The organism is Pseudomonas sp. Irchel s3b2, assembly GCF_900187445.1.
Lineage (GTDB): Bacteria > Pseudomonadota > Gammaproteobacteria > Pseudomonadales > Pseudomonadaceae > Aquipseudomonas.
Window position 1 is genome coordinate 1 of record NZ_FYEB01000014.1, and the last position, 25,160, is coordinate 25,160.

Genomic DNA, 25,160 nt, shown 5'->3' on the forward strand with positions numbered 1-25,160 from the left:
CAACTTGACCATGACACTGGCCGGTGCCTTTTTTTCAAACCGCGCTAGAACTTCTGCCCACATCGTTTTCGTCACCCTGACTGGAGTTTTGGGGGGATTCTAAACGAAGACCTTGAAAGGGCTGGCTGTAAAAGCGAAACCAATAGTGGCCGTTACCGCAGGAATGGATATGTACTGAGCCAAAAGACGCCATCGCGAGCAGGCTCGCTCCCACATTTGATCTGCGTTGCCCTCAAACCATCAGTTCAGAGGCGTGATGCTGCCGAGCATCACTGGCAATCAACTGCTTGATCCCTTCAAACAACTCATCCCCCTGAGCCTCCGTGCAGTCCTCGCCATAGCGCTTGCGCAACCCGTATTGGCTAAGAATCAAATGCACATCCGCGTGCAGACCATGCTGCTTCAAGCAGTTTTCAACGCATTGCAACGGGCAACCATCCAGCGCAAAAATCCGCCGCCCCGAGCGTGCCTTGTTGACCAGCGCCGCCACATGCCCGCCGACACCGACGATGCAGGACATTTCAGCCAGGCCGCTGCGATCCAGTCGCACGGCCAGGGTATTGGCCAGTTGGGCGACGTTGGAGCAACCTGAGCAGGAGTAAACCAAAGGCAGGGATGAACGGGGCATTTGCACTCTCCGTGGATGGACTCTGCCAGTGTGCAAGGCGCATGGCATTGCGCCTTGATGACGGTCAATTCCGACTATTGGAAAGCCGCCAGCTCCTCTTCAGCGAGGACGCTGATATGGCGGCGCTCCATGGCGATCAGGCCGCACTCCACCAGACGATGCAAAATCCGCGAAAAGGTTTCCGGCTGAATCCCCAGCTTCGACGCCACCAGGCGTTTGGACACCTGCAAGACAATCTGGCCGGTCACCGGGTGGCGCTCCTGGAACAGAAAATTGATCACCCGACGGGTCGCACTGGCCATGGTCAAGGTATCGATGTCGCGCAGACGCAGGTGCAGGTGAACGCTCATGCTCGCCAGGATGGCCAGGCAGACTTTTGGCTGGTCCTCCAGGGCATTGCGGTAATGATTGCCGTCGATGCTCACCAGCACGCTGTCCTTCAGCGCGGTGGCACTCACCGGGTAGAGCCGGGCTTGGCTGAATAGCAAGGCTTCGGCAAAAGTCTGGCCTGGCTGAATGATCTCCACCAGGTTCTCCTGACCTTCGCCGGTGAGCCGGTACAACTTGACCTGGCCGCTGACCAGCAGGAAAAAACGCCTGGCCGGATCCCCTTGGTGCATGAGCGTGCTATGACAACTCAGGCGTTTGAGCATGGCCAGGCTGCAGACTTCCTCGAAGACTTTCTCCGGCAGTTGGCTGAACAGATGATGACGGCGCAACGTTAAAACGATGGAAGGGTGAGTCAGCATGGCGTACCTCCGCTGACCGTCATAGTAGAGAGCGCAGGCTCGATGACCTATGCCTCTACAGGCCTACCTCCAAAGAGGAAGGCTCGTCAGCCTGCACTGCGCAGATGCTCCATGGCCCACACCGCCGCCTCTACCCGCGAACGCAAGCCGAGTTTGTGCAGCAGATTCTTGACGTGAACCTTGACCGTCCCTTCGGTGATGCCCAGCTTGTGCCCGATGACCTTGTTGCTGAAGCCGCTGGCGATGGTTTTCAGCACCTGGCGCTCACGCTCGGTCAGTTCCACCACGGCTTGACGCGCAGGAGCGCGCAGTGCTTGCGCCATGACTTGGGTCAGTCCCGGGCTGATCACCAGCGCGCCGTTCAGCGCATCCCGGATGTACTGAATCAACAGTTCGGGCTCCATGTCTTTGAGCAGATAGCCGTCGGCATCGAGGCGCAGTGCATCGCGAATATCGTCTTCGGCGTCCGATACCGTAAACAGCAGCACTTTGCCGGTGTAGTGCATGGCCCGTAGTCGGCGCAGGGTTTCGATGCCATTCATTTGCGGCATGTTGTTGTCGAGCAGGACCAGATCCGGTCGAAGCGGCTCAATGAGACTGAGTGCTTCTTCACCCTGGCTGGCTTCGCCGACGATCAGGAAATCATCTTCGAGTTCGAGCATTTGGCGAATGCCGTGACGCATCATCGGGTGATCGTCTACCAGCAGGATTCTGTGTTGCGGGGACGGGTTCATGTGGCGCTACCTTCTGTTTGCTGCCCGAGAAACTCCGGGTGGAATTCCAGTTGGACACGGGTGCCTTGCGGTTCCCTGGAAAATATCTGCAGTTGGCCGCCCAAGCTGCGAGCCCGCTCATCCATGATGTTCAGGCCGTGGTGTTCGCGTTGGTCGATGTTGCCGCCGAACCCACGTCCGTCGTCTTCGACCAATAGCCTGACGGTCTCGCCGTCCTGGCGCAGTTGCAGCCAGGCGTTTTGCGCATGGGCGTGGCGCAGGCAGTTGGAGAGCGCCTCGCGGGTGATCTGCAAAATGTGGATTTGTTCGCTGGCCGTTAGCTCAAAGGCCAGCGTGTCGACGTGCAGATGCACTTGAAACTCTCCTCGACGGGAGAACTCCTCGGCCGTGTCCTTGAGTTCCTGCACCAGCCCCGCGTCGTGAATCTGCAAGCGAAAAGTGGTCAGCAACTCGCGTAACTGGCGATAGGCGTTGTTCAGCCCCTCGCGTAATTCGGCGGTGACGGTTTCCAGGGTCTGGACCGGTTCGCCGCGGCGCATCAGGGTCTGCATGCGGCTGACTTGCAGCTTCATGTAGGACAGAGCCTGGGCCAGTGAATCATGCAGCTCGCGGGCGATGATCGTGCGTTCTTCGAGTAGCAGCAGGCGATGGTCCTGTTCCCGTTGGCGCTTGAGCGAGAGCGAGGTGCCAATCAGGTTGGCCAGGGCCTGGATCAGCCGGGTTTCCCAGGCTTGCATGGGGTGCCCGTCGACAAAGTGCGCCTTGAGCTCACCCAGTTCACTGCCCTGGTTGCTGATGCTGAAGATTTGCGGGTTGGTTTTAGGGTGCCGCTGGCACGTGGCACAGTCGCTACTGGCGCAGACTTCCCGGATGTTCGCGCCATGCAGGGCGAGCAACTGCTGGGCCGGTGCCTGCAGCTGTCCCTGCAGACACAGCGACAGACGCAAGCCGGGCAGGCGTTGCTGGAAGCGGCGGATCAACTCATCCAGGCCTTCGGCATTGGCCAGGCGTGTGGCCAGGCTTCGGCTGCTTTGATAGAGCAATTCCAGGGCCGCGTTGGCTTGCTGCAGGTTCAGGGTTTTTTGTTGGACCTGACTTTCCAGGGTGCGATGCGACTCTTCGATCGTCTCGGCCATGGTGTTGAAACTCGTGGCCAACTGGCCCAGTTCGTCCTGGGACTGATGGTTGACCCGCACCTTGAAGTCACCGCGACGAAAGCGCTGGGTTGCGTCCACCAACTCCTTGAGGGGCGTGACGACACCGTACTGCAACTCGTACAACCCGATCAGCAGGACAATCATGGTGGTGAACAGGGCCAGACCCTGGATCGCCTGTTGCCAGCCTTGCTTTTGTTCGCTTTGGCGCTGCAACAGATCGACGAACTGGTTCAGTTGCTCAACGAAGGAATGAGCCTTGACTTGAAAGGCAGCCGCATCGCCGCGCTCAAGTGCCGGGCGTAAATCCTCGTTCCATTGTTGCTGGATTTGCCCATAGCTGATTTGCAGGGCGGCGGTCGGGCCATCTTCCAGCACGGCCTTGAGTGACTGGCTGGTGAGACGGGTTTGCAGGCTGTCGGTAATGGCGACGATTTCTGAGGGCGTTGCACCCGCGGCGAGTTTCCAGCTCAGGTGATAGGTCTCCATGCGCACCGAGCCTGCGGTGTTGATGGCAGCGGCATCGCCCTGGCTGAACCAGGCGATCAGCCCGGCGCTCAATGAACTGGCGAGTGCCAGCACGGCGATCAGGATCACCGCCAGCCCGGCGCGAGCGGGCAGGGAGCTGCGCAACCAGCGCATCATCGGCGCAGGTCCGGGCAATAAATAAGAAAACAGAGCATGCAATGTTCCAGCGTGTGGTTTTGCCGCCGATCCAGGCGCGCTACCTCTAAAGAGTTGTCGACTGTTCCTTGTCAGCAAAAGCGTGGGTTAAAACCATTAAGAGGCTGATAAATAAAGGTTTTTAAGGTTTTCTTGCACTACCTCCTTGGAGGTAGGCAGTGCAAGCATAGGCTTAGGCCCCCATGGCGTTCGTTGACCTGGGTCAAGTTTTTGCGGGGTTCGCCTCTCTAGTCTGCCGGCATGGCTGACTGACTGGAGAGCATTTGTGACCCAACCCCGTGTACGACAAGGCTTGGTGCTGGGCATGAGCACGCTGGCCTTCACTGTGTGCTTCATGGTCTGGATGATGTTTGCCGTGCTCGGGGTGCCGATCAAGGAACTGCTCCAGCTCAACGAAACCCAATTCGGCCTGCTGGCCGCGACCCCGGTGCTGACCGGTTCGTTGGTGCGTTTGCCGCTGGGTTTGCTGACCGACCGTTTTGGCGGGCGCAGTGTGTTCTTTTTGCTGATGCTGGCCTGCGTCGCACCGCTGTATCTGATCAGCCATGCCACCGCCTACTGGCAGTTCCTGGTGCTGGGTTTGTTCGTCGGCCTGGCCGGCGGCTCGTTTTCCGTGGGAATTGCCTACGTCGCCAAATGGTTCGACAAGGAGAACCAAGGCTTCGCCATGGGCATCTTCGGCGCCGGTAACGCCGGGGCTGCGGTGACCAAGTTTCTCGCGCCGGCACTGATTGCGGCCGGCAGTTGGCAGCTGGTGCCGAAAGTTTTCAGCGCGATCCTCTTTATCACCGCGCTCTCATTCTGGTTTCTCAGTGCCGAAAACAAGGACCACCGCAGTGCCTCCGGCGCCAGTTTGCGTGAGCAATTGCGCTCGCTGAAAGACCCTGCGGTGTGGCGCTACTGCCAGTACTACTCGATCGTCTTCGGCGGCTACGTCGCCCTGGCACTGTGGATGACCAAGTACTACGTGCAGGAATACGGTTTCAGCCTGCAAAGCGCGGCGCTGCTGGCAGCCTGTTTCTCCCTGCCCGGTGGAGTATTGCGCGCCGTTGGCGGCTGGATGTCGGATCGCTGGGGTGCGCAAAGCGTGACCTGGTGGGTGTTGTGGGTCAGCTGGATCTGCCTGTTCCTGCTCTCGTATCCCCAGACCCAACTGCAAGTGCAGACCATCGACGGCCCGGTGGATTTCCACATTGGCCTGAGCCCCGCGTTGTTCACCGTGCTGCTGTTCGTCATGGGCATCGCCTTCGCGTTCGGCAAGGCCTCGGTCTTCAAATACATCGCCAATGACTACCCGAAAAACATGGGCGCGGTGTCCGGCATCGTCGGCCTCGCCGGTGGCCTGGGTGGTTTCGTGCTGCCGATCCTGTTCGGCGCCCTGGTGGACCTCACCGGCGTGCGCTCTTCCTGCTTCATGTTGATGTACGGCGTGGTCTGGGTCTCCCTCACCTGGATGTACTTCACCGAAATACGCAAAAGCCCGGTGCTGGGTAAAGCGCCGCTGCTGACCCCGTCCCCGATTTCCAGCATTGCCCAAGGAGAAGAACATGTCCGTTCTGCAAAAGCCTGACAAAGGCCCGGTCATTCATGACTGGCGCCCCGAGGACCCCGCGTTCTGGGGAAGTAGCGGCAAACAGACCGCCACTCGCAACTTGTGGATTTCCATTCCTGCACTGTTATTGGCCTTTGCGGTGTGGATGGTCTGGAGCACGGTGATTGTGCGTTTGAACGCCATCGGCTTCACCTTCACCACCGACCAGCTGTTCTGGCTGGCGGCGTTGCCGGGGCTGTCCGGTGCGACCTTGCGGGTTTTTTATTCCTTTATGGTGCCGATCTTCGGCGGCCGGCGCTGGACCGCCCTGAGCACCGCGTCGCTGTTGCTGCCATCGATCTGGATGGGCTTCGCCGTGCAGGACCCAAGCACCTCATACAGCGTGTTTGTTGTGATTGCCTTGCTCTGCGGTTTCGGTGGCGGCAACTTTGCCTCGAGCATGTCAAACATCAGCTTCTTCTATCCCAAGTCGCAGCAGGGCACAGCCCTGGGCCTCAATGCTGGCCTAGGCAACCTGGGCGTCTCGGTGATGCAGTTCTGTGTGCCGCTGGTGATTACCTTCGGTGTGTTCGGCTTCATGGGCGGCTCGTCGCAAGCGTTGCCGGACGGCGGTCAGTTGTGGCTGCAGAACGCCGGTTTCATCTGGGTGCCGTTTATTGTCCTGGTGACGGTACTGGCCTGGTTCTGCATGAATGACCTGTCCAGTGCCCGGGCCTCGTTCAGCGAACAGGCTGTCATCTTCAAACGCAAACACAACTGGCTGATGTGCTGGTTGTACCTGGCAACCTTCGGTTCGTTCATCGGTTTTTCCGCGGCGTTTCCGCTGCTGATCAAAACCTCCTTTCCTGACGTGATTGCCTTGAAGTTCGCCTTCCTCGGCCCGTTGGTGGGTGCGCTGGTCCGTCCATTGGGTGGCTGGCTGGCCGACAAGCTCGGTGGCGCGAAAGTGACCTTGTGGAACTTCGTGGCAATGATCGCGATGGTCTTCGGCGTGATGCACTTCCTGCCGCAGAACGGTACCGGCGGCAACTTCTACGGCTTCCTCGGCCTGTTCATGCTGCTGTTCATCACCACCGGCGTGGGCAACGGCTCCACCTTCCGGATGATCCCGGTGATCTTCCGCACCCAGCACGAAAAAGCCTCGGCCGGAAAACCACCGGCAGTGCGCGAACAAGCGCTCAAGGATGCCGGCAAGGAATCAGCTGCGGTCCTGGGCTTCAGTTCGGCCATGGGCGCCTTCGGTGCGTTCTTCATTCCCAAATCCTTCGGCACTTCGATGGCCCAGACCGGCGGCCCGGAGATGGCCTTCTACATGTTCGTCGGCTTTTACCTGAGCTGCATCGTGGTGACCTGGTGGTGGTACGCGCGCAAAGGCGCCGCAACCCCCTGCTAAGCCGACCCGAATCCAACCATTGCGTGGGCGGGGCACAGAACCCCGCAGCAAAGCCTGAGAGGACTACACCGTGAGTCATTTACTGGATCAATTGCGGTTTTTCAATCGCAAGCAAAACGAGTTTTCCGATGGACATGGAGAGACTCACAAAGAATCGCGCGACTGGGAGAACGTCTACCGTTCGCGCTGGCAGTACGACAAGATCGTGCGCTCCACCCATGGGGTGAACTGCACCGGCTCGTGCTCGTGGAAAATCTACGTCAAAAACGGCCTGATCACCTGGGAAACCCAGCAGACCGACTACCCGCGCACCCGCAATGATCTGCCCAACCACGAACCGCGCGGTTGCCCGCGTGGCGCCAGTTACAGCTGGTACATCTACAGCGCCAACCGGCTCAAGTACCCGAAGATCCGCAAGCCTTTGCTCAAACTCTGGCGCGAGGCACGGCAGACCATGGCACCGGTGGAAGCCTGGGCGAGCATTGTCGAGGACAAGGTCAAGGCCGAATCTTATAAAAGCAAGCGCGGCATGGGTGGTTTCATTCGCTCCAACTGGGAGGAAGTCAACGAGATCATTGCCGCGTCCAACGTCTACACCATCAAGCAATACGGCCCCGACCGGATCGTCGGTTTCTCGCCGATTCCGGCCATGTCGATGGTCAGCTACGCCGCAGGCTCGCGTTACCTGTCGCTGATCGGCGGCGCGTGCCTGAGTTTCTACGACTGGTACTGCGACTTGCCACCAGCCTCGCCGATGGTCTGGGGCGAGCAGACCGACGTGCCGGAATCGGCCGACTGGTACAACTCCAACTACATCATTGCCTGGGGCTCCAACGTCCCGCAGACCCGTACCCCCGACGCGCACTTCTTTACCGAAGTCCGCTACAAGGGCACCAAGACGGTGGCGATCACCCCGGACTACTCGGAAGTCGCCAAGCTCACCGACCTGTGGCTGAACCCTAAACAAGGCACCGATGCGGCGCTGGCCCAGGCGTTCAACCATGTGATCTTCAAAGAATTCCACCTGGACAAGCCGAGCGCCTATTTCACCGACTACGCCAAGCGCTTCACCGATTTGCCGGTGCTGGTGCTGCTCAAGCAAATGGTCGACAAGGCACCCGGTGCCGGTTATCAGCCGGACCGCTTCCTGCGCGCCAGCGACCTGACCGACAACCTCGGCCAGGAAAACAACCCGGAATGGAAAACCATCGCCCTGGACGTCAGCGGTGAACTGGTTTCTCCGCAAGGCGCCATCGGTTATCGCTGGGGCGAGAAGGGCAAGTGGAACATCCTGCCGCGTGAAGGTGGCGAAGGCCGTGAGATCGATCTGAAGCTGAGCCTGATCGGCGATGACGTTGCCGAAGTGGCGTTCCCGTATTTTGCCGGCGAGTCCCACGAGCATTTCCAGCACGTGGCCGGCGATGCCGTGCAATACCGTCGCGTGCCAGTGCATAACGTGGTGCTGGCGGACGGCAGCGTGGCCAAAGTCGCCACCGTGTTCGACCTGTCGGCAGCCAACCTGGCCATCGATCGCGGCCTCGGTGGCGCTAACGTGGCCAAGGATTACGACGACGCCTCGGTGCCCGGCACCCCTGCCTGGCAGGAGCAGATCACCGGCGTCAGCCGCGAGAAAGCCATCCAGATTGCCCGGGAGTTCGCCGACAACGCCGACAAGACCAAGGGTCGCTCGATGATCATCGTCGGCGCGGCGATGAACCACTGGTACCACATGGACATGAACTACCGCGGGCTGATCAACATGCTCATGCTCTGCGGCTGTGTCGGTCAGACTGGTGGCGGTTGGGCGCACTACGTCGGCCAGGAAAAACTCCGTCCGCAATGCGGCTGGCTGCCACTGGCGTTCGGCCTGGACTGGAACCGTCCGCCTCGCCAAATGAACGGCACCAGCTTCTTCTACGCCCACAGTTCGCAATGGCGCCACGAGAAGATGAGCATGCACGACGTGCTCTCGCCATTGGCCGATAAATCACAATTTCCCGAACATGCCCTGGACTACAACATCCGCGCCGAACGCGCCGGCTGGTTGCCCAGCGCACCGCAACTCAACACTAACCCTTTGCACATTTGCCGCGACGCTGCTGCGGCCGGCATGGACCCGAAAGACTACGTGGTCAAGTCGCTGCAGGACGGTTCGCTGCGCTTCTCCTGCGAACAGCCGGACAGCCCGGTCAACTTCCCGCGCAACATGTTCATCTGGCGTTCCAACCTGCTGGGCTCCTCGGGCAAGGGCCACGAGTACATGCTCAAGTACTTGCTCGGTACCAAGAACGGGGTGATGAACGAAGACATCGGCCAGGTCGGCGACTGCAAACCCGAAGAAGCCGAATGGGTGGACGAGGGCGCCATCGGCAAGCTCGATCTGGTCACCACGCTGGACTTCCGCATGTCCTCGACCTGCGTCTATTCCGACATCGTCTTGCCGACCGCGACCTGGTACGAAAAAGACGACATGAACACCTCGGACATGCACCCGTTCATTCACCCATTGTCGGCCGCCATCGACCCGGCGTGGGAATCGCGTTCCGACTGGGAAATCTACAAGGGCATCGCCAAGGCGTTTTCCAGCATGGCCGAAGGGCATCTGGGCGTTGAGAAGGACTTGGTGACTATCCCGCTGATGCACGACAGCGTCGGCGAACTGGCCCAACCGTTTGGCGGCACCGACTGGAAAAGTGCCGGCGTGGCCCCGGAGCCAGGCAAGAACGCGCCGAACCTGCATGTGGTGGAGCGTGACTATCCGAACATCTACAAACAGTTCTCGTCCCTCGGGCCATTGCTGGAAAAACACGGCAACGGTGGCAAGGGCATCAACTGGAACACCGACGCCGAAGTGAAATTCCTCGGTGCGCTCAATCACCGCGAAGGAACTGCCGGGATCAGCCATGGTCGGCCGAAAATCGACACGGCGATCGATGCTGCTGAAGTGATTCTGTCCCTGGCCCCGGAAACCAACGGCCAGGTCGCTGTGAAAGCCTGGGCCGCGCTGTCGGAGTTCACCGGTATTGACCACAGCCACCTGGCGCTGTCCAAGGCCCACGAGGCGATTCGCTTCCGCGACATTCAGGCCCAGCCACGCAAGATCATTTCCAGCCCAACCTGGTCAGGTCTCGAAGACGATCATGTCAGCTACAACGCCGGCTACACCAACGTTCACGAAGGGATCCCATGGCGCACCATCACCGGTCGCCAGCAGTTCTACCAGGATCACCCGTGGATGCAGGCGTTCGGCGAGCAATTGATGAGTTATCGGCCGCCCGTCAACACCCGCACCATCGAAGGGGTGAAAGGCAAGCGCAGCAACGGCCACAAGGAAATCGTCCTGAACTGGATCACTCCGCACCAGAAGTGGGGCATCCACAGCACCTACAGCGACAACCTGCTGATGCTCACCCTCAGCCGTGGCGGGCCGATTGTCTGGCTCTCGGAGAACGACGCGAAAAGCGCCGGCATCGAGGACAACGACTGGATCGAATGCTTCAACGTCAACGGTGCACTGACCGCCCGGGCGGTGGTCAGCCAGCGCGTCAAGGACGGCATGGTGATGATGTATCACGCACAGGAACGGATCGTGAACGTGCCCGGTTCGGAAACCACCAAGACCCGTGGCGGCCACCACAACTCGGTCACCCGCGTCGTGCTCAAGCCGACCCACATGATCGGCGGCTATGCCCAGCAGGCCTACGGTTTCAACTATTACGGCACGGTCGGTTGCAACCGCGATGAATTTGTCGTGGTGCGCAAAATGTCCAAAGTCGACTGGCTCGATGGTTCAAGTGGCGATGACCTGCCGCGCCCACTGCCGACCGATATCGAGGAGAACTGAGATGAAGATTCGCTCACAAATCGGCATGGTGCTGAACCTGGACAAGTGCATCGGTTGCCACACCTGTTCGATTACCTGCAAGAACGTCTGGACCAGCCGCGAAGGTATGGAATACGCCTGGTTCAACAACGTCGAATCGAAACCCGGTATCGGTTACCCGAAAGAATGGGAAAACCAGGACAAGTGGAAGGGCGGCTGGATCCGCAATGCCAACGGCACGATCAACCCGCGCATTGGCGGTAAATTCCGCGTGTTGGCGAATATTTTCGCCAACCCGGACCTGCCGAGCCTCGACGATTACTACGAACCGTTCGACTTCGATTACCAGCACCTGCACACCGCGCCGCTGGGCGAGCACCAGCCCACTGCGCGCCCGCGTTCGCTGATCTCCGGCAAGCGCATGGAAAAAATCGAGTGGGGCCCGAACTGGGAAGAGATCCTCGGCACCGAATTCGCCAAGCGTCGTAAGGACAAGAACTTCGACAAGATTCAGGCGGACATTTACGGCGAGTATGAAAACACTTTCATGATGTATTTGCCGCGCCTGTGCGAGCACTGCCTGAACCCGGCGTGCGCGGCATCGTGCCCGAGCGGGGCGATCTACAAGCGCGAAGAAGACGGCATCGTCCTGATCGACCAGGAAAAATGCCGTGGCTGGCGGATGTGCATCAGCGGCTGCCCGTACAAGAAGATCTATTTCAACTGGAAAAGCGGCAAGTCCGAGAAGTGCATCTTCTGCTACCCGCGTATCGAAGCCGGGATGCCGACTGTTTGCGCCGAAACCTGTGTCGGACGTATCCGTTACCTCGGTGTGCTGCTGTATGACGCCGACCGCATCAGCGAGGTGGCGAGCACCGCCAATGAGCAAGACCTGTACGAGAAACAACTGGAGATTTTCCTCGATCCGAATGACCCGGCAGTGATTCGTCAGGCTCTGGCCGATGGCGTACCGCAGTCGGTGATCGATTCCGCCCAACGTTCGCCGGTCTACAAAATGGCCGTGGACTGGAAACTCGCACTGCCGCTGCACCCGGAATACCGCACCTTGCCGATGGTTTGGTACGTACCGCCACTGTCGCCGATTCAAAACGCCGCCACTGCTGGCACCGTCGGTATGAACGGGGTGATCCCGGACGTCGACAGCCTGCGTATTCCACTGAAGTACCTGGCGAACCTGCTGACGGCGGGCGATGAAAAACCGGTCAAGCGTGCGCTTAAACGATTGCTGGCGATGCGCGCCTACAAACGTTCCGAGCAAGTGGATGGCGTTCAGGACCTGCAAGTGCTCAAGGATGTCGGCTTGAGTGTGGCCCAGGTCGAGGAGATGTATCGCTACCTGGCGATTGCCAACTATGAAGACCGCTTTGTGGTACCGAGCGCGCACCGTGAAGACGCCATGAGCGATGCCTTTGCCGAGCGCTCCGGTTGCGGCTTCAGTTTCGGCAGCGGCTGCAGCGGCAGTTCCGACACCAACATGTTCGGTGCGAAGAAAGCCAACCGACGCGACATCCTGAAAACCGTCCAGTTGTGGGAGGAATGAGCATGCAAATTCTCAAAGTGATTTCGCTGCTGCTCGATTACCCGACTGAGACGCTGATTGGCGGTCGCGACGAACTGGAGCAAGCGATTATCCAGTCACGGGAAATCAGCCCTAAACAGCGCGGCGCGTTGTTCGAATTGCTCGAGCTGATCTGCGCCAATGACCTGATGGACGGGCAGGAGCACTACGGTGCGCTGTTTGGCCGAGGTCGCTCGCTGTCGTTGCTGTTGTTTGAACATGTGCATGGCGAGTCCCGCGACCGTGGTCAGGCGATGGTCGACATGATGGCGCAATACGAAGAAGCCGGTTTTGCCATCGGCGTCAAAGAGCTGCCGGACTATATCCCGCTGTACCTGGAGTTCCTGTCCACCCGCGAAGACATCGAGGCCCGCGAGGGCCTGGCGGATGTTTCGCACTTGCTGGCCTTGCTCGCCGCACGCCTGGAAGAGCGCGAAAGCGCCTATGCCAGTTGCTTCCGCGCGCTGCTGCAAATCGCCGGGGCCGAACCGCATCAGGCGGTGGCCGACCTGCGCGCGCAGGTGGCGGCGGAACCGCGCGACGACTCCCTCGAAGCCCTCGACAAGATTTGGGAAGAGGAGGCCGTGGACTTTCTCCAGGCCGAACAGCAGGACCGTTGCAGCGGACTGCCAAGCGCACCGGGCAAGGCTCGGGAAGAAAGCGCGGTGCCGTTGCACTGGGTGGATTTTCAGCATGAAGGGTTGGCCGCCGCGCCAGCCAAGGAGGTCGGTAATGTCTAAATGGAATCTGTTGTTATTCGGGATCTATCCCTACGTCGCTTTGGCCATTTGCCTGATCGGCAGTTGGGCACGCTTCGACCTGTCGCAATACAGCTGGAAGGCAGGTTCGAGCCAGATGCTCAACCAACGCGGCATGCGCGTGGCGAGCAACTTGTTCCATATCGGTGTGCTGTTCGTGCTGGCCGGGCACTTCGTCGGGCTGCTGATGCCAGCGTCGGTTTATCACCATGTGATCAGCACTGAGAACAAGCAGTTGCTGGCAATGGTCTCCGGTGGGTTCTTCGGCCTGTTGTGCCTGATTGGCTTGCTGATGCTGGTCAAGCGGCGTCTCACCGATCCTCGGGTACGGGCCACCTCCAACCCTTCGGACATCCTGATTCTGCTGGTGCTGTTGGCGCAATTGCTGCTGGGTCTGCTGACAATTGCGGCGTCCACCGCGCACATGGATGGCTCGGTAATGGTGATGCTCGCCGATTGGGCGCAGAACACCGTGCTGTTGCGGCCGATGGAAGCGGCGGCGGCCATCGCGCCGGTCGGGCTGATCTACAAGCTGCACGTGTTTCTCGGTTTGACTCTGTTCGTGCTGTTCCCCTTCACCCGTCTCGTACACATCGTCAGTGCACCGGTCGGGTACCTGGGACGCCGTTATCAAATCGTTCGGCAGAAAGTCTGAGGAGAAAATCATGTCAGGTGGATGTGGATGTGGTGGTGGTAACGGTGGCAGCGGTGGCTGCGGTTCTTCCAAAAAAGCCGAGGATGTTCTCGACATCGCGCCGGTCGCAGAGGCGCAGTTTGAAGCACTCCCGGTTGAGCCGACGGCTGCCGATGACGCCCCGGCGCAGTTGATCGCCAGCAGCGAGCAGGAGTGGCCGATCATCAGCGTCAACGAGGTGTCGATCACCCCGGAAGCGATGGCCCAGGAGCTGCAATATCACCCGGCCGAAAGCCGCGAGGAAGCGGTCTATCTGGCCGCCAGGGCATTGGTGATCCGCGAGTTGTTGCAGCAGCGCATTGCCGAACTCGGCGTGTCGATGGAGATTGGTGCCGGCGAGAACGAAGAAGAAGCGGCCACGCGCTTGTTGCTCGAACGTGAAGTGCAGGTGCCCCAGTGCGACGAGGAGACCAGTCTTCGTTACTACGAAAACAATCGCGGGCGCTTTCACAGTGCGCCGTTGCTGGCGGTTCGGCACATCCTGCTCGAATGTGCGCCGGACGATATCGAGGCGCGCGCCCTTGCGCGTGATCAGGCTGAAATTCTGCTACAGCGGTTGGCGGATTTCCCCGGTAGTTTTGCTGAGCTGGCGGTGAAATATTCGGCCTGCCCGTCGAAGGCTCAGGGCGGTTCTTTGGGGCAAATCAGCAAGGGCCAGACCGTGCCCGAACTGGAACGTCAGCTGTTCACTCTGGCGCCGGGCCTGGCCAGCAAACCGCTGGAAAGTCGCTACGGCTGGCATGTGGTCAGTGTCGATCAGCGGATCGAAGGCATGCCGTTGCCCTATGAAGTGGTGTCGACGGCGATTCGCACGCAGTTGCAGCAAGGCGTCTGGCAAAAAGCGCTGGTGCAGTACCTGCAAACCCTGATCGGTGCGGCGGATATTCGCGGCATCCACTTGCAGGGCGCCGATTCACCGCTGGTGCAGTGAGCATCGAGACAAACCGGGAGATGTGATGAACGCTGTCATGCAGGATGGTTTTGGACGGCAGATCGATTATCTGCGGATGTCGGTGACGGACCGTTGTGATTTTCGCTGTGTGTATTGCATGGCGAAAAACATGACCTTCCTGCCGCGTCAGCAGGTGCTCACGCTGGAGGAATTACAGCGTCTGGCAACGTTGTTCGTCGGGTTGGGCGTACGCAAAATTCGCCTCACCGGCGGCGAACCGCTGATTCGTCCGGGCATCGTCGAACTGTGCCGCAACATCGCCGCGCTGCCCGGTTTGCGCGAACTGGTGATGACCAGCAACGGCTCGCAACTGGGCCGTCTGGCCCGGCCATTGGCGGAGGCGGGGGTCAAGCGGATGAACATCAGCCTCGATAGTCTGGACGGGCAGAAGTTTCGCGCGATCACTCGCAACGGTGATCTCGATCAAGTGCTGGGCGGCATTGAAGCGGCGCGGGACGCGGGGTTCGAGCGGATCAAACTCAACTGCGTGGTGATGAAAGGGCGCAACTTTGATGAGGTGCCAGCGTTGGTGCAATACGCCATCGATCAGCGCATCGATATCAGTTTCATCGAAGAAATGCCCTTGGGCGAGGTCGGTCGTTCCCGGGGCGAATCGTTTTGTTCCAGTGACGAGGTACGGACACTGATCGCCAGCCAACATCGGTTACTCGACAGCACTGAAAACAGCGGCGGACCGGCGCGCTACGTGCGCCTGGAACGCCATCCCGATACCCGGATCGGTTTCATTTCACCCAACAGTCACAACTTCTGTGGCAGCTGTAATCGGGTGAGGATGACTGTTGAAGGGAAGCTGTTGCTTTGTCTGGGGCAGGAGGACGCGCTGGATTTAAGAGGATTGCTGCGGCGTTATCCGCTGGATGACCAACCCGTGATCAATGCGGTGCAGAAGGCGTTGCGCGGCAAGCCATTGCGCCACGACTTCAGCCCCGAAGGGGAGGTGCAGATTGTGCGGTTCATGAACATGAGTGGCGGTTGAGCTGTCTTGCACGATTCAAAAAATACAACCAATCCATGTAGGAGCGGGCTTGCCCGCGATGGCGGTCTATCAGTCAACATTGATGTTGGATGTGATGGCCTCTTCGCGGGCAAGCCCGCTCCCACATGGGACCCGCGCTTGTCACAGATTCACCGCCAAATCTTGATATCGATCAATTGCAGATCAGTCCTTTGTCCGTAGCCTTTACTGCATGTTGTGTTTGTTTGTTTGTAAACATCTATATGTAGTATCTGGAGGCCGAATGCAGAGCACGCTGATCTCAGTAGGATGTAACCGCTTGCACAAACGCGATGGCAGTCTGGTCGCCTTTGATGCGGACAAGATCCGTCAGGCGTTGATCGCCGCCGGCAAGGCAACCGGGGAGTACACCGAGGTTGAGGTTGAAGGCTTGCTTCAGGCGGTACTCGCCCGACTGGAAGGTCTGCCAAGGCTGCATGTCGAGCAGATCCAGGATCGTGTCGAACGGGTGTTGATGGACGCCGGTTTCTTCTTCGCCATGCGCGCCTACATCGTCTACCGCGAACAACACGGGCGTTTGCGTCGCGACCGCCGGACCATGGTCGAAGTGGCGACCTCGATGAACGAGTACCTGGACCGTGAAGACTGGCGCGTCCAGGCCAACGCCAATCAGGGCTATTCCCTGGGCGGGCTGGTGTTGAACGTGTCGGGCAAGGTCACCGCCAACTACTGGCTGGACGAGGTGTACAGCGAGGCCATCGGCCAGGCCCACCGCGAGGCGGATTTGCATGTGCACGACCTGGACATGCTCGCCGGCTACTGCGCCGGGTGGTCGCTGCGCACCCTGTTGCACGAAGGGCTCAACGGTGTGCCGGGGCGTGTCGAAGCCGGTCCGCCAAAGCACTTGAGCAGTGCCCTGGGGCAAATGGTGAATTTCCTCGGCACCCTGCAAAACGAATGGGCCGGTGCTCAGGCGTTCAGCTCGTTCGACACCTACCTGGCACCCTATGTGCGCAAGGACCAGCTGAGTTATCAGGAGGTGCGCCAGGCGATCCAGGAGTTCATCTACAACCTCAACGTGCCGTCGCGCTGGGGCACCCAGACGCCGTTCACCAACCTGACCTTCGACTGGGTGTGCCCGCAGGATTTGCGTGAGCAGATACCCGTCATCGGCGGGGAGGAAATGCCGTTTGCCTATGGCGACCTGCAGGTCGAAATGGACCTGCTCAACCGCGCCTACATCGAGGTGATGCAGGCTGGCGATGCGAAAGGGCGAGTGTTCACCTTTCCGATTCCGACCTACAACATCACCCATGATTTTCCGTGGGACAGTGAAAACGCCGACCGCTTGTTCGAGATGACCGCGCGTTACGGCTTGCCGTACTTCCAGAACTTCCTCAACTCGGATCTGCAGCCCAATCAGGTGCGTTCGATGTGCTGCCGGTTGCAGCTGGATGTGCGCGAGTTGCTCAAGCGCGGTGGAGGTTTGTTCGGTTCGGCGGAGCAGACCGGGTCACTCGGCGTGGTGACCATCAACTGCGCGCGTCTGGGCTATGTGTTCAAGGGCAACACCAGTGGTCTGTTGCAGCGCCTGGACACGCTGATGGAACTGGCGATGGAGAGCCTGGAGGTCAAGCGCAAGGTCATTCAGCACCACATGGATGCCGGTTTGTACCCGTACACCAAGCGTTACCTCGGGACCCTGCGCAACCATTTCTCCACCATCGGCCTCAACGGTATGCATGAAATGCTGCGCAATTTCACCGGTGACGAGGAGGGCATGCACACCGAACATGGCCGGCAGTTTGCCCTGAATCTGCTGGACCATGTGCGCGCCACGTTGCTGCGCTTTCAGGAAGAAACCGGTCATCTCTACAACCTGGAAGCGACACCGGCGGAGGGCACCACATACCGCTTTGCCAAGGAAGACCTCAAGCGCTATCCGGACATTCTACAGGCGGGCAGTGTGCAGGCGCCGTATTACACCAACTCCTCGCAACTGCCTGTGGGCTATACCGAAGACCCCTTCGAGGCCCTGGAACTTCAAGACGAACTGCAATGCAAATACACCGGCGGCACGGTCCTGCATCTGTACATGGCCGAGCGGATTTCATCGACCCAAGCCTGCAAGCAACTGGTGCGCAAGGCCCTTGGACGTTTCCGCCTGCCATACCTGACCGTGACCCCGACCTTCTCCATCTGCCCGGTGCACGGCTACCTCGATGGCGAACATGAGTTCTGCCCCAAATGCGACGAGGCCCTGCTGCTGCAAGAGCAGAAAGCCGGCTCTGTTCATTGATTTCGATCCACTCAACCGCAAGGAGCTTCACCATGACTGCATCGCAAACACTGCCCCAGGCTCAACGTCAACGCTGCGAAGTCTGGACCCGGGTGATGGGCTATCACCGTCCTGTGTCGGCGTTCAATCCGGGTAAACAGTCGGAGCACCGCGAACGCGCGCACTTCACTGAAAGCGCGGCACTGGCCGGGCGCCAATGAGTCGAATGCTTCGGGTCGGGGGCATGGTGCCCCTGACCACTATCGACTATCCGGGACAGCTCGCCTGCGTGCTGTTTTGCCAGGGTTGCGCCTGGCGTTGTCGTTACTGTCATAACCCGCAGCTGATTCCGCCTCGTGGCAGTGAGGAAGTGGATTGGCGGCGGGTGTTGGCGTTTCTGCAACGTCGCCAGGACTTGCTCGATGCGGTGGTGTTCAGCGGCGGTGAGCCAACTTTGCAGGACGGCTTGCTCGGCGCCATGGATGAAGTGCGGGACATGGGATTTCGCATCGGCTTGCACAGCGCCGGGATCAAGCCTGCCGCCTTCGCCAAGGCATTGACTGGTGCGGATTGGGTCGGTTTCGACGTCAAGGCGTTGCCCGAGGATTGCCAGGCCATCACCCGGGTCGAGGGCAGTGGAACGGCTAACTGGCGCAGCCTTGAGCATCTGCTGGCCAGTGGTGTGGACTACGAATGTCGCACCACCGTGCATTGGCATCTGTTCGAGCCGGCGCGTCTGCTGATCCTGGCAAAACGCTTGAATGCGCTTGGCGTCAAACGCTTCGCCGTGCAACTGGTTCGCACCGAGCGGATGTTCGATCCGCTGTTGCCGAGCGTTTCGGCTCAAGCGTTGCTGCCAGAGTTGTGGGAGGCCATGCGCGAGTTGTTCCCAGCCTTCGTGTTGCGGGGGTAACGGGGGCTGGGGAACTCAAGCCCAGCCCCAGAATTGCAACCACCAGCCAAATCCCACCATGCCTTCGGCCAGGAGCAGGCAAGCGATTGCGGACCCGCGTCGCACTTGGGAAAGACCTTCGCGACTTAGCCGTTTCCAACCCAGTAGCAGGCTCCAGCCCATCGCGGCCAATAACAGACAGGCCCTGGCCGGTTGTACCCACTCCAGCAGTAGACCTTCATAACGCAGTAATTTGACGGTGGTAGCCGACAGCCCGAGAAACAGTCCGGCACCACCCAAGGGCGTGAGTGTCAGCGCCAGGGGCCAATACAGTGTGCGATCTCGCGCCAGTCGGGCCGTCAGGCGCAGGAGCAGCATCAACGCCGTGCCGAGCACGATCGAACTCAAGCTCAGGTAAGCGACGATGCTGAAACCGTCGAGCCAGCTGAAGCTGTCGTTGAGCTGCGGGTAATGGGTCAGCAGCCACCAGGGAGCATTGTCCTGCAGGGCCCAGAGTTGGTTGTGTTCGACCAGCCACTCGGCCAGGAATTGTTTGAGGGCGACAAACCATGGGCTGACCGTCCATTGAAACGCGCCCATGGCCAAACCGATCACGCCGAACAGCAGCAAGCGCGTATCCCAAGGGGACAGCGTCTGCGCCGTCGCGTGAAGAATCTCCTGATTGCTGGAGCGCGCGATCAGCTGAACGGCACCGCGCTGCCCGCTGCAGCGTCCGCAGGCGTGGCAATCACTGGCGCCTTGCAGGCGGCGGATATCGAGCAGGGGAGCGCAGTTGGGTGGCGGCAGGCGTGGTGCGGCATTCTCTATCCAGCGTTGTTCATCGACCTGAAAGTGCACAGGGGCCAGTCGGGCGAGCAGGGCGAAAACGCCGCTGACCGGGCACAGGTAACGGCACCAGACTCGCTTGCCCCGGGCGAACAACAACCCGACGATGACCGCTGCGACGGTCGAGCCACCCAGAATCAACAGTGCGGCCTGGGCGTAGTCGTAGACGCTGATCAATTGGCCGTAGAGAGTCGTCAGGCAGAACGCCAAGGTAGGCCAGCCGCCCCAGCGCAACCAGCGCGGCACACCCAAACCTTTACCGTAATGGCTGGCCCATTCGCTGAGCGAACCTTCCGGGCACAGAACACCGCACCAGAGTCGACCGAAGAACACCATCGACAGCAACACGAACGGCCACCAGATCCCCCAGAACAGAAACTGCGCGAGCAAGGTCAGGTTGTCGAGTATCTGTGCCTGGCTGTCCGGCAGCGGCAACAGTGCCGGAGTCACCAACAGCACCGCGTAAAACAGTACGACAGCCCATTGCACCGCACGGATGACGGGCGCATGGCGACGCATCCCGTCACCAAGGCGCTGGAGCCATCGATTGTGCCGGCTCAGTTCAGGCATGGGACTTTTTCCGGCGCACGTTGGCGTAGCCAGGCGCTGACGACCAGCCAGTAACCGACCCACACCAGTAAGGTCATGCCGCTGGGCGTTGCGCGATAACCGACCAAACCAGCTAAAAAACCACCCAATCCATGGCTGTCGCTCAGCAACGGGCTGCTGTCCCAAAGCGCTTCGCCTACGAGGCTGTAAACCACATCCGGCACATCCAGGGCGAGCAGTTGGCCACCGATTCGTTCGGTGCCGCTGACCAGCAACCCCGCGCCGAGGATGAGCAAGATGACTTCGCTGGTGGCAAAGAATCGTTGCCATGAAATGAAGCGGCGACTGCTGTGCAGCAGCGTAATGGTCAGCGCCGACAGCACCAGCCCCAACACGCCGCCGATGGCAAACAAACCAAGCTGCGGACCTCGCAACCGGGCGCCGGCGCCATAGAGAAATACCACCGTTTCGCTGCCTTCGCGGCTGATCGCGAGCATGGCCAGCAGTAATAGACCTGCGCCTCCCTGGCGGGCCAGGTGGCTATCGGCGTGCCGTCGCAAATCGTGGTTGAGGGTGCGCCCGTGGCGGTGCATCCAGCCGACCATTTGCACCATTAACAGGCTGGCAAACAGTGCGAGTGCGGCCTGGAACCATTCACTGGCCGACCCGCTCATGGCCTCACCGGCAAACAGAATCAACACCGCCAGCAGGCCCGAGAGCATCAACCCCAGCACTACTCCCGCCCACAGGTATTTGACCAAACGATTACCTTGGCTTTGCTGGCTGGCCCAGGCCTGGAGAATACCGATCACCAGCAACGCCTCGACGCTTTCGCGCCAGACGATGAACATTGATTGATTCATGAAAACTCCGTGCGCTAACAGTTATTTCGCGAGGATGCCGCCCTCGGGCAATTGCGGATTGAACTCGTCGAAAAAGGGATAGCGGCCGGGCTTGAGCGGGTGAATGACGACGAAGGTTGTCACCCCCGGCGACAGTACTTTTTCAACCCGCAACGGCGTGCTCTCGAACTCGGCCGGCCCCTGACCGCTATTTTTCAGGACGATCTTGAAGCGCTGTCCGGCCGGCACCTCGAGCAAGACAGGGGAAAAGTGGCCATCGCGCAGGGTCAGTTCGTAGCTCGGCAACTCGGCATGGGCCGTCAACGGCGCAACTGTTCCGGCCACAATCAGCCAGGCAAGATGCAGACGCTTCATTCAATAGCCGCCTTTTTTACCGATGCCGGCGTAGATGAATTCGTAGTGCAGTTCGCAACGTTCGAACCAGGGCGCGACACCGGTTTCCTTATCGGTGTGGCGCCCGAGGGAACCATGACCGCCAGGTGGCAGAACAGTGAACGTCAGCTGATATTTACCAGGGCCGAGCAGCTTTACATTGTCGCCATAGTGCGGACCGTCATTGGCCACCATGGCGTGGAAATCGCCTTTGATCTCGGGGTCGCTGCCGTGTTTTTTCAGGTTGAAAGAGACGTTCAGGTAGGGGACGAAACTGCCTTCCTGAAAGCCCTGCCGATTGTCCGAAGTGGCCCGAATGTCAGCTTCCAGGTGGACGTCGGAATCCGCGGTCGCGCGCATCATCCCCGCAGGTGCCATTTCTATCGGCTGCAAATACACCGCCCCGACTTCCAGCCCGGGACACAACTGTGGTGCCCCGATCGGGTATTCCTTTGCGTGAGCCAACGGTACGAGCAAGAGCAGGGCGAGTGAGAGGTGGGTACGCATGATGTCTTCCTGAGCACTGACGAGTAAGAACCCGAGTCTAGGAAGCTTTGCTGCGAACAATAATGATTGTTATCAAGTTTTGAGCAATTAAACCGATGACTCGGGCTTGATATCCATCAAGGATGGTTTTGCACAAAGGCTGTAGGTTGGAAGAACGTCTCTCAATGATCGGAGATCGAAATGGCCAAGAACTTTCCCATAAACCCCAAACACCCCGAGCGGATCTGTTGGGGATGCGACCGGTATTGTCCAGCCAAATCCCTGGCGTGCGGCAATGGCTCCGAGCGTACGATGCATCCAGCCGAGATGTTCGGAGAAGATTGGTATTTGCCTGGCGACTGGGGCATCGAGCCCCTCATCGTTACAGACAGGACAGCGGGTGATGGCGTTTAGCTCGCGAAAGCTGCCATCCCCGCGATACAGATCCTGACCAGATATCAATCCAGCTGATGCCGATAAGGCAAGTCCGGCCCGGTCTTGCTGCAGGTCAGGGCGGCGGCGCTGACGGCGAAGGTGAGCATCGCGTCGATCTGTTCACGACTCAAGCGCTGCAAACCCTCCACCGAATCCAGCTGCTGTTCGGTCAGCCAGGCGATCAATGCCGCCTGGAAGGTGTCGCCGGCGCCCACGGTATCAGCCATCACCACCGCGCAGGCCGGCGCCGACCAACTGCCATGGCGGCGGCTGAATACCGTTGCTCCCTGGCCGCCACGGGTGAGGAATACCAGCTGGCAGCGGTGTTCCAGCCAGCCATGGATCACGCTCTGCGGATCACGCTCGGGGTAGAGCAGGTTCAGATCTTCGTCGCTGACCTTGATCAGGTCGGCATGCTCGACCAGAGTGCTGATGCGTTCGCGCCACAGTTCGATATTCGGTTCTGGATTGAGTCGCACGTTAGGGTCGAGGCTGATCAGGCGTTTGCCGCTTTCCCGGCGGACCAGGGCCAGCAGGGTGTCGGCAATCGGCTGCACCACCAGCGAGAACGAACCAATATGCAACCCACGCACCTCAGCGCCTAACTCAGGTAAATGCCCCGGCAACAGCTGGCGATCGGCACAGCCTTCGCCTCGGAAGCTGTAATGCGGCGAGCCGTCGGCACCGACGGCGACCATCGCCAGGGTGGTCGGTGCGTCGAAGTCCTGCAGGTAGTCCGGGCGCACGCCTTCCTCCTGCAGCACTTGCTGTAAACGCCGGCCGAGGTAGTCGCTGGACAGCCCGGCGAACAGCGCCACGTCGATGCCCAGACGGCTCAAGCCGACGGCGACGTTGAACGGCGAACCACCGGCAATCGCTTTGTAGTTCACTTTTGAAGCTTGAGCGTTGACATCGTTTTCACTGAAGAAATCGAACAGCGCTTCACCACATACCAGATACATAGTCATTCGCTCTTTAAAGGTTCGCTACAAGTTGTTGATAGCGTTCGTAGGCCGAAGTGGGATCTTAATTTGTGATCGTGAAATCAGCGATATTGCTGGCCGACACCACAATGTCGGCATTCGGAAGGTCGTTGCGATGAACTTTTTCATAGGAAGCAGGCTCATCGAAACCCAATGATCGCCATCGATCAAGCAGGCGCGCTTCCAGGGTTTCGCGGTCAGCCTGCAGCATTATGGTGGCGTCAAAACAGTCTATTAAGGACGACCATGGGGCGAGGTCTAATAGAAGGTAGTTTCCTTCCACGATGAGATATTTCACGTCAGAGGAAATCAATTGTCCTGCAGAACGGGATATCTCCAGAATTCGATCGAATACCGGAACGGCAACCGCTGGTTCATTGTTCGCACGAAGCCTCAGCAGCAGACTCCTGAAGCCACCCACATCGAATGTATCAGGTGAGCCCTTACGATCTAAAAGGTTCAAGGATCCAAGAACCGCGTCATCGTAATGAAAGCCATCCCCGGGAACGACAGCTGCGCTCCCCGGCATAAGGCTATTAAGCGCCTCTACCAAGGCCTGAGAGACGGTGGACTTACCGGCACCAGGCGGCCCCGCTAGCGCAACGACAATTCGATTACCAGACAGAGCCTTAACGTAGTTGAGTAGCTCTGTGCTTACTATTTGTTTTGTTTCGGTAGACATGCAAAGTCTCTCGTCAGCAGTCGTCGCTCAGGCTTCCCACAGGTTCGCCCTCTAGGGATTTTCATGCCGTTCGGCTGCTGCGAGCATCTCGCAGCAGCCATTCCCCGCATTACAGAGGGTGGCTAGAGACCCTATGTCACTTGACTCAACCGCTTAGTGGTCGGTCAGTGGTCAGCTTGCCAGCCTTTGTACTCCATGACATTAGCCCGGGTTACAAGTGAAGGTTGAAGCAGTACCGTTGTGCTTTCCAAAGATTTGCCATTCAACAGGTCATAACCCATCGTTACGGCCTGTTGTGCCTGGCCCCAAGGGGATTGAGAGGCGGATGCCTGGATCTGTGTATCGCTTTTGAGCGCAGTCTCTATATCGGGAGCCCCATCCACCGATGCGATAATGATGCCTTTGCGCTTGAGTTGTTTTGCTGCCAGGTCGGCACCTATGGCCTGGGGATCATTGATCGCGAACACCGCGTCGATTTTTGCAAAGCGAGTCAAGTCGCCTTGCATCACGCTGTAGCCACCTTCGCGCGAGCCTTTGGCATCTTGATTATCAGACAGCACCTTGATATCGGGTGCCTGCGCGAAAACACTCTTACAGCCATTGACTCGGTCCAATACTGCTGAAGTCTGCGTACCATTCTGGATAATAACGTTACCCTTGCCACCCAGCTTCTCAGAGATGTACTGACATACAATCCTGCCGGCTTCGACGTTATCGGTCTGTACCGTGGCGTTGGCACCTTGCACCATGACATCTACGCCCACAACCACTATGCCTGCCTTCCTTGCTTTCGCAATCGCAGGCGCGATTGCTACAGGGTCGACGGCATTGACAAGAATCAAGTCTACGCCCGAAGAAATGAAGTTATCGATTTGAGTGAACTGCTTATTCAAATCGTAATCTGCCGACACCGAGATAAATTTTGCAGCTGGATTGATATGCAGTGCCTCGGCTTTGGCGCCATCTACCATCGCTACAAAATAAGGATTACCCAGCGAGCCAACCGTTATCCCGACGGATTTCAACTCTCGTGCTTGAGCACTGCTAAATGCCAAGAGTGTACAAACAGCGGTAAATATTATTTTTTTCATGAGAACT

At 59.2% G+C, this 25,160-nt stretch carries 23 protein-coding genes; 12 read left to right on the forward strand and 11 right to left on the reverse strand.

What is annotated here, in order from left to right:
- Positions 1-232: 232 nt before the first annotated feature.
- The 4 genes from CKW20_RS23120 to CKW20_RS23135 form a co-directional block, all read right to left on the reverse strand.
- On the reverse strand, positions 233-628 hold the full coding sequence (locus tag CKW20_RS23120; protein WP_095054965.1) for a putative zinc-binding protein: 396 nt from the start codon (positions 626-628) through the stop codon (positions 233-235).
- Positions 629-702: 74 nt separating this feature from the next.
- Positions 703-1,377 (reverse strand): Crp/Fnr family transcriptional regulator, encoded by a 675-nt coding sequence (locus CKW20_RS23125; RefSeq protein ID WP_095054966.1) that lies wholly within the window; start codon positions 1,375-1,377, stop codon positions 703-705.
- Between the two features lie 86 nt (positions 1,378-1,463).
- The gene (gene narL / locus CKW20_RS23130) at positions 1,464-2,111 is read right to left on the reverse strand and encodes a two-component system response regulator NarL (RefSeq protein ID WP_095054967.1); all 648 of its coding nucleotides are present in this window, start codon (positions 2,109-2,111) and stop codon (positions 1,464-1,466) included.
- Positions 2,108-3,910, reverse strand: a complete 1,803-nt coding sequence (locus CKW20_RS23135; protein WP_095054968.1) for a HAMP domain-containing protein — start codon at positions 3,908-3,910, stop codon at positions 2,108-2,110. Before CKW20_RS23135 ends, narL begins: the two co-directional genes overlap by 4 nt.
- Positions 3,911-4,214: 304 nt before the next feature.
- On the opposite strand from CKW20_RS23135, the gene CKW20_RS23140 reads away from it, so the two are divergent.
- The 11 genes from CKW20_RS23140 (at position 4,215) to CKW20_RS23190 (ending at position 18,867) form a co-directional block, all read left to right on the forward strand.
- Positions 4,215-5,519: a nitrate/nitrite transporter gene (locus CKW20_RS23140; RefSeq protein ID WP_095054969.1), complete on the forward strand. Its 1,305-nt coding sequence runs from the start codon at positions 4,215-4,217 to the stop codon at positions 5,517-5,519.
- A complete protein-coding gene (locus CKW20_RS23145; RefSeq protein WP_095054970.1) occupies positions 5,497-6,894 on the forward strand; it encodes a NarK family nitrate/nitrite MFS transporter in 1,398 nt (465 codons plus the stop codon). Before CKW20_RS23140 ends, CKW20_RS23145 begins: the two co-directional genes overlap by 23 nt.
- Before the next feature lie 70 nt (positions 6,895-6,964).
- Positions 6,965-10,738, forward strand: coding sequence for a nitrate reductase subunit alpha (locus CKW20_RS23150; RefSeq protein WP_095054971.1), 3,774 nt, complete (start codon positions 6,965-6,967; stop codon positions 10,736-10,738).
- A 1-nt stretch (position 10,739) separates the two neighbouring features.
- Positions 10,740-12,278, forward strand: a complete 1,539-nt coding sequence (gene narH / locus CKW20_RS23155) for a nitrate reductase subunit beta (RefSeq protein ID WP_095054972.1) — start codon at positions 10,740-10,742, stop codon at positions 12,276-12,278.
- A 2-nt stretch (positions 12,279-12,280) separates the two neighbouring features.
- A complete protein-coding gene (gene narJ / locus CKW20_RS23160; RefSeq protein WP_038982853.1) occupies positions 12,281-13,036 on the forward strand; it encodes a nitrate reductase molybdenum cofactor assembly chaperone in 756 nt (251 codons plus the stop codon).
- The gene (narI, locus tag CKW20_RS23165) at positions 13,029-13,709 is read left to right on the forward strand and encodes a respiratory nitrate reductase subunit gamma (RefSeq protein ID WP_095054973.1); all 681 of its coding nucleotides are present in this window, start codon (positions 13,029-13,031) and stop codon (positions 13,707-13,709) included. The genes narJ and narI overlap by 8 nt, the downstream gene beginning before the upstream one ends.
- 10 nt (positions 13,710-13,719) lie before the next feature.
- Entirely contained in the window at positions 13,720-14,679 is a 960-nt protein-coding gene (locus tag CKW20_RS23170) for a peptidylprolyl isomerase (protein WP_095054974.1), read from the forward strand.
- A 25-nt stretch (positions 14,680-14,704) separates the two neighbouring features.
- Positions 14,705-15,697, forward strand: coding sequence for a GTP 3',8-cyclase MoaA (gene moaA / locus CKW20_RS23175; protein ID WP_095054975.1), 993 nt, complete (start codon positions 14,705-14,707; stop codon positions 15,695-15,697).
- Positions 15,698-15,959: 262 nt separating this feature from the next.
- A complete protein-coding gene (locus CKW20_RS23180; RefSeq protein ID WP_095054976.1) occupies positions 15,960-17,975 on the forward strand; it encodes a ribonucleoside triphosphate reductase in 2,016 nt (671 codons plus the stop codon).
- Between the two features lie 32 nt (positions 17,976-18,007).
- On the forward strand, positions 18,008-18,175 hold the full coding sequence (gene nrdD / locus CKW20_RS23185) for an anaerobic ribonucleoside-triphosphate reductase (RefSeq protein ID WP_038982862.1): 168 nt from the start codon (positions 18,008-18,010) through the stop codon (positions 18,173-18,175).
- Complete coding sequence (locus tag CKW20_RS23190; RefSeq protein WP_176466953.1) at positions 18,172-18,867, forward strand: anaerobic ribonucleoside-triphosphate reductase activating protein; 696 nt, start codon at positions 18,172-18,174, stop codon at positions 18,865-18,867. Before nrdD ends, CKW20_RS23190 begins: the two co-directional genes overlap by 4 nt.
- Before the next feature lie 15 nt (positions 18,868-18,882).
- On the opposite strand, the gene CKW20_RS23195 is transcribed toward CKW20_RS23190, so the two are convergent.
- The 4 genes from CKW20_RS23195 to CKW20_RS23210 are packed head-to-tail and all read right to left on the reverse strand — an operon-like array spanning position 18,883 to position 21,983.
- Complete coding sequence (locus CKW20_RS23195) at positions 18,883-20,262, reverse strand: 4Fe-4S binding protein (protein WP_095054978.1); 1,380 nt, start codon at positions 20,260-20,262, stop codon at positions 18,883-18,885.
- The gene (locus tag CKW20_RS23200; RefSeq protein WP_095054979.1) at positions 20,250-21,104 is read right to left on the reverse strand and encodes an FTR1 family protein; all 855 of its coding nucleotides are present in this window, start codon (positions 21,102-21,104) and stop codon (positions 20,250-20,252) included. The genes CKW20_RS23195 and CKW20_RS23200 overlap by 13 nt, the downstream gene beginning before the upstream one ends.
- 21 nt (positions 21,105-21,125) lie before the next feature.
- Positions 21,126-21,458, reverse strand: a complete 333-nt coding sequence (locus tag CKW20_RS23205) for a cupredoxin domain-containing protein (RefSeq protein WP_095054980.1) — start codon at positions 21,456-21,458, stop codon at positions 21,126-21,128.
- Positions 21,459-21,983, reverse strand: coding sequence for an iron transporter (locus CKW20_RS23210; RefSeq protein ID WP_095054981.1), 525 nt, complete (start codon positions 21,981-21,983; stop codon positions 21,459-21,461). It abuts the gene before it with no gap.
- A 180-nt stretch (positions 21,984-22,163) separates the two neighbouring features.
- Here CKW20_RS23210 and CKW20_RS23215 point away from each other — a divergent pair, with 180 nt between their 5' ends.
- On the forward strand, positions 22,164-22,376 hold the full coding sequence (locus CKW20_RS23215; RefSeq protein ID WP_095054982.1) for a DUF3079 domain-containing protein: 213 nt from the start codon (positions 22,164-22,166) through the stop codon (positions 22,374-22,376).
- 44 nt (positions 22,377-22,420) lie between these two features.
- Here CKW20_RS23215 and CKW20_RS23220 read toward each other — a convergent pair whose 3' ends face one another.
- The 3 genes from CKW20_RS23220 to CKW20_RS23230 all read right to left on the reverse strand — a co-directional run bounded on the left by CKW20_RS23220 (position 22,421) and on the right by CKW20_RS23230 (position 25,153).
- Positions 22,421-23,359, reverse strand: coding sequence for a carbohydrate kinase (locus tag CKW20_RS23220; RefSeq protein WP_095054983.1), 939 nt, complete (start codon positions 23,357-23,359; stop codon positions 22,421-22,423).
- A 64-nt stretch (positions 23,360-23,423) separates the two neighbouring features.
- A complete protein-coding gene (locus CKW20_RS23225; protein ID WP_095054984.1) occupies positions 23,424-24,062 on the reverse strand; it encodes a nucleoside/nucleotide kinase family protein in 639 nt (212 codons plus the stop codon).
- A gap of 164 nt (positions 24,063-24,226) precedes the next feature.
- Complete coding sequence (locus tag CKW20_RS23230) at positions 24,227-25,153, reverse strand: ABC transporter substrate-binding protein (protein WP_095054985.1); 927 nt, start codon at positions 25,151-25,153, stop codon at positions 24,227-24,229.
- Positions 25,154-25,160: the final 7 nt, after the last annotated feature.